General features: G+C 49.3%; 11 protein-coding genes. 3 read left to right on the forward strand and 8 right to left on the reverse strand.

The genetic code is table 11. The annotated features are described in order from the left end of the window. The 4 genes from A3751_RS02320 to A3751_RS02335 all read right to left on the reverse strand — a co-directional run. Positions 1-623 (reverse strand): PolC-type DNA polymerase III (locus A3751_RS02320; RefSeq protein WP_197466120.1); only part of this gene is annotated, 623 nt, incomplete at its 3' end. A 10-nt stretch (positions 624-633) separates the two neighbouring features. Continuing rightward, on the reverse strand, positions 634-1,086 hold the full coding sequence (locus A3751_RS02325; protein ID WP_068451644.1) for a GFA family protein: 453 nt from the start codon (positions 1,084-1,086) through the stop codon (positions 634-636). Positions 1,087-1,097: 11 nt separating this feature from the next. Next, positions 1,098-2,288, reverse strand: coding sequence for a glutathione S-transferase C-terminal domain-containing protein (locus A3751_RS02330; RefSeq protein WP_068451647.1), 1,191 nt, complete (start codon positions 2,286-2,288; stop codon positions 1,098-1,100). Between the two features lie 73 nt (positions 2,289-2,361). After that, positions 2,362-3,123 (reverse strand): DNA-3-methyladenine glycosylase I, encoded by a 762-nt coding sequence (locus tag A3751_RS02335; RefSeq protein WP_197466121.1) that lies wholly within the window; start codon positions 3,121-3,123, stop codon positions 2,362-2,364. A gap of 134 nt (positions 3,124-3,257) precedes the next feature. On the opposite strand from A3751_RS02335, the gene A3751_RS02340 reads away from it, so the two are divergent. After that, positions 3,258-3,878, forward strand: a complete 621-nt coding sequence (locus A3751_RS02340; protein ID WP_068451650.1) for an FKBP-type peptidyl-prolyl cis-trans isomerase — start codon at positions 3,258-3,260, stop codon at positions 3,876-3,878. Between the two features lie 80 nt (positions 3,879-3,958). Here the strand turns inward: A3751_RS02340 and A3751_RS02345 are convergent, their stop codons facing one another. The 3 genes from A3751_RS02345 to A3751_RS02355 form a co-directional block, all read right to left on the reverse strand. Then, on the reverse strand, positions 3,959-5,809 hold the full coding sequence (locus A3751_RS02345; RefSeq protein ID WP_068451652.1) for a GMC oxidoreductase: 1,851 nt from the start codon (positions 5,807-5,809) through the stop codon (positions 3,959-3,961). A 106-nt stretch (positions 5,810-5,915) separates the two neighbouring features. After that, positions 5,916-6,752 (reverse strand): ammonia-dependent NAD(+) synthetase, encoded by an 837-nt coding sequence (gene nadE, locus A3751_RS02350; protein WP_068451654.1) that lies wholly within the window; start codon positions 6,750-6,752, stop codon positions 5,916-5,918. A 33-nt stretch (positions 6,753-6,785) separates the two neighbouring features. Beyond that, positions 6,786-7,616: an outer membrane protein assembly factor BamD gene (locus A3751_RS02355; RefSeq protein ID WP_068451656.1), complete on the reverse strand. Its 831-nt coding sequence runs from the start codon at positions 7,614-7,616 to the stop codon at positions 6,786-6,788. Positions 7,617-7,757: 141 nt separating this feature from the next. Here A3751_RS02355 and rluD point away from each other — a divergent pair, with 141 nt between their 5' ends. Then, positions 7,758-8,711: a 23S rRNA pseudouridine(1911/1915/1917) synthase RluD gene (rluD, locus tag A3751_RS02360; RefSeq protein WP_068451658.1), complete on the forward strand. Its 954-nt coding sequence runs from the start codon at positions 7,758-7,760 to the stop codon at positions 8,709-8,711. Between the two features lie 33 nt (positions 8,712-8,744). Continuing rightward, positions 8,745-9,512: a peptidoglycan editing factor PgeF gene (gene pgeF / locus A3751_RS02365; RefSeq protein WP_068451666.1), complete on the forward strand. Its 768-nt coding sequence runs from the start codon at positions 8,745-8,747 to the stop codon at positions 9,510-9,512. A 15-nt stretch (positions 9,513-9,527) separates the two neighbouring features. Here the strand turns inward: pgeF and A3751_RS22535 are convergent. Beyond that, positions 9,528-9,999: hypothetical protein (locus A3751_RS22535; protein WP_197466122.1), on the reverse strand; the 472-nt coding region annotated here is incomplete at its 5' end.

The raw sequence follows: 9,999 nt of genomic DNA on the forward strand, positions 1-9,999 counted from the left end.
TGTTTGATCTTTGGCGGCAGAGAGGGTGTCTTTAAAATCGGGCCGAGTGCACTTGCGAGTTCTTCATCAGAGTAAAGCTGCGTGGATTTAACAAACAGCTTCCAGATGATGTCCGCATCGTCCATTGCGCGATGTCGGTTCTCAATTGAAAAGTCAAAACGTTTGATGATTTGATCAATGCCATGGCGCTTAAATTGCGGGTACAGGGCACGGCTGAACTTTACCGAGCATAGTGTTTTGGCATTAAAAGCGATGCCTGCGCGCTCAAACTCGGTTTTGATGAAGCCATAGTCAAAGCGCGCATTGTGCGCAACGAAAATTCGGTCTTTGAGTTTCTCTCGCAGTGTCTCTGCGACATCGGCAAAGTGTGGTTGGCCAACTAACATGGGGGGCGAGATGCCCGTAAGCTTGGTGATAAATGGAGGTAGTTCTCGCTCCGGGTCAAGAAAGGTTTGCCAGCGATCAGTTATCTGGCCGTCGTCTATCAACAGTAATCCGATTTCTATCACTCGATGTTGGCTGGGCTTTCCGCCGGTTGTCTCGCAATCAATAAGCACCATTTTTTTGGGGAAGCTGCTAGAGAGTGTTTGAATGTTCTCGGAAGGAAATAGATCTGACTGCATTGTATACCAGCTAATCCTTTAGTAGCCGAGGCAAGGCCCACTTGCAAACAGCGATCTCGCTGGAGAAGTAACCGCTGACTTTCGGCAATGCGTCGTTCACCTCCGCTTGTTTGCGATGATAAAACACGTGACCCAATGGCTTGGGTAGTATCGAGGCGTCGTGGAAGTTGTCGGCTGTAATAAACGCTAAACCAAGGCCAGGAATGCCTTTTAAAAAGCCAGCTGCAGGCTTACCGCAGGCTTTACAGGTGCCACGATCGAGCGCGGGCGGTAAGCGATATTTTTTAAAATCGACGTCTGGGTGCTCAAGGTGTACGTGTTTGCTGCGCACAATCGTGACGTCTGAATAAGCCTTGTCATAAAGTTTTTGGCATATCTCGCAGTGGCAGTAAAAGCGTGCAAAAGGGGGCTTCTCAACGGTGAATGCGGTTTTGCCGCAAGGGCAGCTGCACTGGTGTGTCATTAACATTCTCCTTACTTGCGAGATTCAGTTGATTCAAATAATTCGCTTAGCTGCATATGTTGCTTGATGATCGCCTTGTCGGCTTCGTTTAACGATTGCCACTGCTGCTTTAATTCTCGCCAAGGTCGCACTTGGAAGGCCTTGATGACAGTACGAAACGGATAGCCGCGCAGTTTGCCTATATATAGCGCCTCACCGGCATCAAATGCCGTTTCGTTAAAGCGGGTTTGCCCGTTTGCCTCAGCAACGATGAAGGCGCGCTCGTTTTGCACCATCAACGCGCCATAGGTTCCCATCAATACATTTAAGAGATTGTCGAGCCGCGAGTTGATCTGAAGTGGCGCATCGGATTCTCTATTAGTTTCGACAAATTGGCCGTTTTGGATTCGCTCAAGCCAGTGAAATGTTTGTGGTGCGATGTCTTTCATGCGAGCAGCCGCCTCTGGGTCGACCAAATTCATACCCAGTTGCCCATAGGCGCTGGCGTCGGCCAAAGTGAATCGGTCACCAAACAAATAGTTTTGCTGGGCTAGCACAAGCTCCATTGCCTCAAGGATCGCCTTCCAACTTTGTTCTAGTAGCGTATGTGTTTCTGGAAAATCCCGTTTACTAGGGGGCGTTAAGCTGGACTTTACACCCGCTTTGTAGCCTTGAGGTGCGACACTCATGAGGTAGGGGAGGCGTTTTACTTGTCGTGTGGGAAAGGTGCGTGAGAGCAGCCAAGCGCCGCCGGGCGGCAAGGCTGTTTTGAATTCTGCAGCAAGGCGTCTGCCCATGCGATTCGACTTGGCCGAACCAACCCAACGCATGTGGTGAACGAGATACAGCCCGAAGTCGTTAAACGCGTGGTCGATAAAGCGGACTAGAAAATGATGCGCTGGATCATTGGGAACAATTGAATGGCCCTCATGTTCGGCCTCCATGCGGAGCAATATACTGCTACTGTCGTATTCAAATGTGCGTTTGTCGTATGAAAAGTAGGGCAGTAAAGGGTATTCATCAAAGGCGTCTTCCACTACCGGATAGCGAATCACCTCGCCAAGCCTTTTGGCCGTTTCAAGACGGAGCATTAGGCGCGCGTTTTCGAAGTGCGTTCCTTGCGCAGGAAGGCGTCGATAAGCGATGCCTTTGTACTGCAATGCCGCTTCAAGCTTTAACGCATAGGGTGACAGGCGTGAACCCCAAAGAACTGGTACGGACATGTTTTACTACTCTATTTACGCTTAAAGTAACTCCGTTTTTTGTCGAAGTTTCGCGAGCCGGTAAGCCCATATATCAAAGATAATTATCGCCATTTGAAAATGCGCATATTTGGCTTAGTTGTGTATAAGTGAGCTGGCTTTGTTGGTGCCATTCATTAAACGCGGCTTGTATGAGCTTCATCTCTTTTTGCGAGCTCGGCTCTGCTTTAATGTCGAGGCCTGCGCTTTGGAGCGCGAGAATAACATCGCGACTCAGTACGAAGCTGTCTTTGCCCATCATGCGCAAAAAGTATTGGCCTGTGTTGCCGCCAAGTCTTGATCCACGTTTTTTGAGCGTCGCCATTAGACCGATTTGGTCGTCGGTAGGCCAGTTCGCAATGAGCTGGGCAATGCCTTTATCGGTAAAGCGCAGGTCATATACAAACGATACATTGTCGCGTAACGCTTTTATTTTTTGACCAGAACGGACGACCCTGCGGTCATCGAGATAGGCCTCCCACTGTTCATCTGAGAGAAGGGCCAGCGTATCGACTTTAAAGCCGAAAAAAGCTTCTTCAAACTCCGGCCATTTTTGATCGATCACTTTCCAGCTGAATCCGGCGCGGTTAATACAGCGCGTTATCGCTGAGAGGTAGCGATCCTCAGGGATGTTCGTCAGTTCTGTGCTTGTGAGGGGGGACCGAAGAAGTGCAGACAAATTTTTGGCACCGCCTTTACGCTCTTGTGCTCGAGCGAGAATCGTTTGAAAGTCGGTTAGATTTGACGGAAGTGTCTGTGCCATAAAGGTCGTCACGTTCGATGTCGCCGAAGCGAGCTTATTGTTGTTTCTATCCATCTAATATTACGGCCCTTTGAATGTAAAGAGCAATCTAAGGGCCGGGTAAAGTACCCAAAAATGTCGTGTGAAACCTTTAATTCCAAAAACCAGCCCCAATAACTGCTCGTTCAACGAATTAACTTGGAGCAAGTATGTCTGATTTAGACTTTTCGACGGATGAATCTAAAGCATCCTACGGTGTTGGCTTACAAATGGGTCAGCAATTAGCGAGCGTTTTCGAAGGTGTTTCTTTGGAAGCAGCTCTAGCCGGTATTGAGGATGGTTTTGCCGCGAAAGCTCCTCGTATTGAAGGTGAAGCAATCAACGCTGCGTTTGGTGTTATTCAAGAGCGTTTGCAAGCTGCTGATGCAGAGAAAGCCAAAGAGTTTTCTGCTGCGGGCGAAGCGTTCCTTGCTGAAAATGCCAAGCGTGATGATGTGACCGTTCTAGAGTCTGGTTTGCAGTACGAAGTGATCACTGAAGGTTCTGGTGCGACGCCAACTTCCGATAGCGTGATTCGTGCACACTACCGTGGCACGCTTATTAACGGTGAGCAGTTTGATAGCTCTTATGATCGTGGCGAGCCGACTGAATTCCCTGTTGGCGGTGTGATTGCAGGCTGGACAGAAGCGCTTCAGTTGATGAATGTTGGTTCTAAGTGGAAGTTGTATATTCCTTACCACCTTGCATATGGCGAGCGTGGTGCTGGTGGTGCAATTGGTCCATATCAAACGCTGATTTTTGATATTGAGCTTGTTGAAATCGTAGGCTAAGCAATCGCGCGATTTTTAGCTGCAGTAAAAAAGCCCCGATGTGCTGACGCACTTCGGGGCTTTTTGTTTTTTGAGGGGGCTTACGCTTCGATCAAAGGCTCGACCGGTTTTTTCGCTTCCACATGCTTGCCCTCGAGCTCTTCGCTCAGTCTGATCGCTTGGCGCAACAGATCACCACTTCCTTGCATTTCAGAGGCCATGCCGGGCAAGGCCTCTGAAAATTCTATCGGCGTGATGGCAGCGGCTCTTTTCTCGTTAAATACGGGTACTTTTGCCATCGCATATTCGCTCAACGCCAGTATGGTGAGCGATGGGTTGACGGCGAGATTTCCGGGAATGATGGAACCGTCAAGCACACGTAAATTCTCGTAGCCGAAGACTTCGCCTGCTTCATTTACAACACCTGCGTCAGCTGATTTTGCGATCGGAACGCCGCCCATGATATGTGCGGTAAGTGGCGTGTTGACGAGTATGTCCAACGCAACGTTGCCAACATCGCCTTTGGCTTTTTCGCTATATCGCTTTGCAACGTCCTGACCAACATCGAAATAGTTGGTGAGTTTCTTGTCGCCAGGCTCCTGCTCAATCGTTACCTGCTTGCGAAATAACTTCGTCCAGGCGCGCTTCCACTTGGCATGCACGTAGCTGTCTTCGCTCTGCATGATCATGAGGATGCTTGAATTTTTGGTTTTACCGACAGGGTTGAGTAAGCGGACAGCTTTAAACGGGTTGCGAAGCACATTAATCAATAAGCGTAGTGCTCTTGGAATACCGCCCGCGTTAGTGAGCGGCACAAACGAGAACGTCAGCCATGTTGAGTCTGAACCTTTATTGAAACGCACGGGCTCGATGGTGGTGACCTCGTCAGGTTTGAACGCGGAGGTGATTGAAAGCCCGCGAGAGATCTCATTCTCTTTGAACTCGTTTTTTGTATCAAAGCCAACTGAATAAAAGGTTTCTGAGTTAGTACGTACTTCCCGACCTAAGGTGTTTGAGAGCTTGGGTAGGCTTTGATGTTTGTATTTACTTTGCATCAATAGCTTGAGCGTGCCCAGTACGCCGCCGGATAACACAAGACCGCGAGTACGGAGCTTGTAGCTACTTTTGAACCAGCCAGTCGAGCTTTGAATGGTAAGTTCGTAACCTGCCGAGCCGTCGCGTTTTCCTTGTGCGTTTTCAAGAACCTCAATGTGTACCACTTCCGATTCCGCGCGTATTTCTACGCCATTGCGCTCGGCAAAATACAGGTAGTTTTTCTCTAAGGTATTCTTGGCATTTTTCGGGCAGCCGATCATGCAACGTGCGCACAAATCGCATGACTCTCTTTCAGGGCCATCGCCATTAAAATAAGGGTCTTTCTTTCCGTTGGCCGCCTTCTTTTGATCTTCATAGTAGACACCGGTGTTTACCAACTCATAGGTGTCTGCTTTACCCATGTCGGTGGCGACGTCTTGCAATACTTTATCGGCAGGCCCTTCATAACGACCTGTGCTCGTGCCGAGCATCCGTTGAGCGAGTGCGTAAAAGGGCTGTAATGATTCGTACCAGTTGTCCCGACTGCGCGTCCATTGTGGCGCTTTGAATACTTCAGGCTTTGGAATGTAGTGCGTGTTGGCATAGATGAGAGAGCCGCCGCCTACAGCAGAACCATGTAAGGCGACAACTTTTCTGGTTGGTGTAATTTGCCATGGGCCGGTCATGCCGAGTTTGGGCGCCCAAAGGTACTTTTTAAAGTTCCAATTTGTTTCGGGGAAGTCTGTTTCTTTCCAGCGTTTGCCTTTTTCGAGTACGAGAACGCGATAGCCCTTCTCGCTAAGGCGAAGGGCGCTGCAAGATCCCCCGAAGCCCGAGCCGATAATAATTTGGTCAAAATCGAATTGCTCGTCTGATGACGTGTCTTGGGCAGTATTGTTATTTTTTGAAGTGTGCATAGTGGACTCAACAAAGCGGCTGAATTAGAAGCTCGAAACAAGCAGTATACGCTTGCTTCGGTCCTTCAAACTTTGTCGTAATCTACTTTTTGTAGGTATTTTGCGGTCAGTCGTAGATGGTCGGGATCGGTTGACGCTTGTGTTGGGTAGCCTTGTAAATACCAACCAGTTTTTCCTCGACCCAAGCTTCGACGTCTTTGCCTTCGAGAAAATCATCGATTTGGTCGTAACTGACTCCGAGAGCATGTTCGTCTTCTTTGCCTGGATCATGGCATTCCAAGTCTGCGGTAGGTGCTTTGTTCACAAGATGATCGGGTGCGCCTAGACCGTCAGCGAGCGCGCGAACCTGTCTTTTGTTGAGGCCAAAAAGAGGAATGAGGTCGACCGCACCGTCACCGTATTTTGTGTAGAAGCCTGTGATGTTTTCGGCAGAATGATCTGTGCCGAGAACGAGGCCGCCAAGAAGACCCGCTACATAATATTGTGAGACCATGCGCATGCGTGCTTTGGTATTGCCTTTCGCAAAGTCTACTTTGTAGGTGTCTCCCGGCATCTCACCTTCTGCCATGAGCGCTTTGCTCACTTGCTCATGAATCGCGTCTGTTCCGGGTTTTACGTCCAGTGTGATTGAGCGGCTAGGCTGAATAAAGGCAATGGAGTCTTGCGCGTCCTGTTCATCTCGCTGCTCGCCATAGGGTAGGCGAACGGCAATAAACTGATACTCCTTTGCGCCCCGCTCTTCGTTCAGCTCGTTCACTGCGCGCTGTGCAAGCTTGCCGCAGGTGCAAGAGTCGATGCCACCGCTGATGCCAAGTACCAGCGTTTTCATTCCCGACTTGTGAAGAGTTTGTTTGATGAATGCGGTGCGTCTTTCAATCTCTTGCGCGACATCAATCTCAGGAAGTACGCGCATCTCTTGAAGAATGTCTGATTTTGTCGTCATCTCTTCTACACCCTTTTAGAAAAAGTTCTAGGATTAATCCAGAAAGCCGAAGGTGATAACACTAAGTAGTGTTCGCCCCTCCCGTTTTATGAATTGCTTTTTGAACTCGCCTTTACGATCAAATGCGATCCCATCTGGATAGTTCGTTTTTAGTACGAGCAGGGCGTCGTCTTTGAGTTTTTGCAAGCCAAGCTCGTCGTACAGCTCCACCATCATGCCAAGCGCTTCTTCAGTTGCAGGGCTACTTGGGAAACTTTCGACGACAAATGCCGCACGGTTCGCCGCTGCGGTATACGCCTCTCGGCGAATATAGTAGCGCGCAGCGTGTAGCTCGTATGCTGCGAGGCGATTTCGTATTAGCACCATACGTTTACGTGCATCGGCGGCATATTGGCTCTGTGGGAAGCGAGTAATGAGCTGAGAAAAATCCTGAAAAGCGAGACGCATGTTGCCCGGGTCTCGCGAGGTGATGTCGATATCTGTAACGAACTGCGTAGCAATGCCTACGTCGAGGTTGTAGTTCGCGATCCCTCGTAGATAGTAGGCGTAATCGACGCTTGGGCTTTGCGGGTGAAGCCGAATAAAGCGGTCGGCTGCGAGTATGGCGCCATCTAAGTCGAGTGCGCTATAGCGTGCATAGATCAGATCGAGTTGTGCCTGTTCAGCATATTTGCCAAACGGAAACCGCGATTCTAGCTCTTCCAAGGCGATCGTTGCCTGTTGGAAATTTCGCAGCTTGATGGATCTTTTTGCGGTGTCGTACAGCTCTTTTTCGCTGGATTCTTTTTTTGGAGCGGAGCTGCAAGCCGCCAGAAAGGTGACGCTCACAACTAAAATTAAACAGTGTTTTATCCACTGACGCATAAAATATTACTCTTGGATTTTCGATATGCTTGGCGACGCAGTGATTAGCTCAGAGATTTTTTGCCAAGACAGCTATAATGCCGAATTATCTCACAAACTTGAGCCCTTCCGTAAGGGTTCTGCCGCACGGAATACAAAGGTATGAGCGAAAGCGTAGAAGCAGATTTTGTTATCACCATTGAACACTCAGGAATGCGCCTGGATCAGGCACTTGCTGAGCTCATGCCTGATTATTCAAGATCACGCCTTCAACAATGGATAAAGCAGGGATCTATTACGGTTAATGGCTCTCAGTACAAACCAAAAGAGAAGGTCAAAGCGAATGATCTGGTTGAGGTGAGCGCAGAGCTTGAAGCTCAGGGTGATTGGCTTCCTGAGCCGATGGCGTTGGATGTTGTTTTTGAAGATGCGTCGATTCTCATCTTGAACAAGCCCGTGGGTCTTGTCGTTCACCCAGCGGCTGGGAACTACTCTGGCACACTCGTAAATGGGTTGCTGCATTACAATGAGGCACTCAACAATGTCCCGAGGGCCGGCATTGTTCATCGTTTAGACAAAGATACCTCAGGATTAATGGTCGTAGCGAAAACGTTGCAAGCACATGCGCACATCGTTGGGCAGCTGCAAGATCGAAGCATGGGTCGCGAGTATGAAGCCGTGGTGACCGGCGTAATGACGGGGGGTGGAACGGTTGATGAGCCCATTGCCCGACATTCTCGCGATCGCAAGAAAATGACCGTGACGCCATTTGGTAAACCGGCCGTTACCCACTATCGATTGATCAAGAAGTTTGAGCACCATACTCATATTCGAGTAAAGCTGGAAACGGGCAGAACGCATCAGATTCGTGTGCATATGGCGCACATTGGTTATCCGCTAGTGGGTGACCCGACATATGCCGGTCGCTCGCGAGTTCCTGCCGGCACGAGTGTAGAATTCAAAGAGGCGTTAAAAGCCTTCCCAAGGCAGGCGTTGCATGCGAAAAAACTGACGCTGATTCACCCTGTTGATGAAGAAGAAGTTAGTTGGGAGGTCGATCTGCCAGACGATATGCGCGCACTGCTCGATTTAGTTGGTCGGGCTGATGAAGTCTGACCTTTGGCTGGTGCGTCACTCAAGGTGAGTATCATGGACAGCGAGTTTATTACGCCAGACTGGCCGGCACCTAAAAATGTACGTGCGATCGTTTCGACCCGCAAAGGGGGTGTGAGCGGCGGTCCGTATGCGAGCTTGAATCTTGGCGACCATGTTGGTGATGATCCTGAGTCTGTTACAGAAAATAGGGCGGTATTTGCTAATGAGGCCGGACTTGAGTCGACCGATATTCTTTGGTTGAAGCAAGTCCATGGCGTTCGTGTTGCAGATTTGGATCAAAGCACTGTGTGTTGTGAATCTCCAATAGTCGCAGATGCTGCGACAACAACCATGTCTAAAAAAGGCTGTGTTGTGATGACCGCAGACTGCATGCCCGTACTGTTATCTGATCTTTCCGGCTCTCGCGTTGCCGCCGTTCATGCCGGTTGGCGAGGTATGGCGCAAGGTGTGATTCAACGGGCTCTGCGCTGTTTTGATTCGTCAAACGAGGTGATTGCGTTTTTGGGGCCGACCATATCTCAAAGAAACTTTGAGGTGGGCGCAGAAGTAAAAAACGCGTTTGAATCTCGTGGCGCGGTCTATGCCTCGGCCTTTAAGTTGCAAGGCGCGCTTCAGGGCGAGGGGAAAGAAAAGTACCTGTGTGATCTTTATGGGATTGCTCGAATAATACTCGCTAAAGCAGGCGTGGCTCATATTTATGGTGGCGATTTCTGCACCTACGATGAGGCAGAACGTTTTCACTCGTTTCGAAGAGATGGTGTGCGTTCTGGCAGGATGGCCTCTCTTATTTATCTGGTTTAAGTGCCACGCGTCTTTTTATTGTAGGCGCAGGTCGTCGAAATAAAGAGAGAAGGTTTCTTCTGGTTGAGCTGCAAACATGGCTAGGCCGGTGATTTCTCCCATGTCCATTTGTCTTGCTTTTGGTGCATGTTGCACCGCGCTTAACTCGATCTCGATGTCATTTGTTCCGGGCTGTATTTCAAAACGCTGGTTGTAACGATCTTCATAGCTGTGATTGTGTTTTTTGTCATGAATGCGGATTGTAAGCGCAATGGTGTCTTGGTTTTTGGAAAAAATACTGAGCTTGAGAAAATGATAATTCCGCCAATCGGGAAAGACGTGAGGGACGCTAACGCCTGGGTATTTTGTTGTTGGAAAATCAACTTTGAGTGCTGTGCTGGCATTTTCCCAGCCTTTCGGTTTGCTGATTAGACTGAGATTGGCACTGCCTCCGGCTCGATAAAGTCGTCTCTGCCAGCTATCTTCAAAGTTTAACAGGCTGGGTATT

This window comes from Oleiphilus sp. HI0080 (assembly GCF_001635135.1).

Bases quoted from the DNA above. Each gene is read 5' to 3' on its own strand.
- A3751_RS02325 (WP_068451644.1), bottom strand. From the start codon at position 1,086: ATGACACACCAGTGCAGCTGCCCTTGCGGCAAAACCGCATTCACCGTT.
- A3751_RS02330 (WP_068451647.1), bottom strand. From the start codon at position 2,288: ATGTCCGTACCAGTTCTTTGGGGTTCACGCCTGTCACCCTATGCGTTA.
- A3751_RS02335 (WP_197466121.1), bottom strand. From the start codon at position 3,123: ATGGATAGAAACAACAATAAGCTCGCTTCGGCGACATCGAACGTGACG.
- A3751_RS02340 (WP_068451650.1), top strand. From the start codon at position 3,258: ATGTCTGATTTAGACTTTTCGACGGATGAATCTAAAGCATCCTACGGT.
- A3751_RS02345 (WP_068451652.1), bottom strand. From the start codon at position 5,809: ATGCACACTTCAAAAAATAACAATACTGCCCAAGACACGTCATCAGAC.
- nadE (WP_068451654.1), bottom strand. From the start codon at position 6,752: ATGACGACAAAATCAGACATTCTTCAAGAGATGCGCGTACTTCCTGAG.
- A3751_RS02355 (WP_068451656.1), bottom strand. From the start codon at position 7,616: ATGCGTCAGTGGATAAAACACTGTTTAATTTTAGTTGTGAGCGTCACC.
- rluD (WP_068451658.1), top strand. From the start codon at position 7,758: ATGAGCGAAAGCGTAGAAGCAGATTTTGTTATCACCATTGAACACTCA.
- pgeF (WP_068451666.1), top strand. From the start codon at position 8,745: ATGGACAGCGAGTTTATTACGCCAGACTGGCCGGCACCTAAAAATGTA.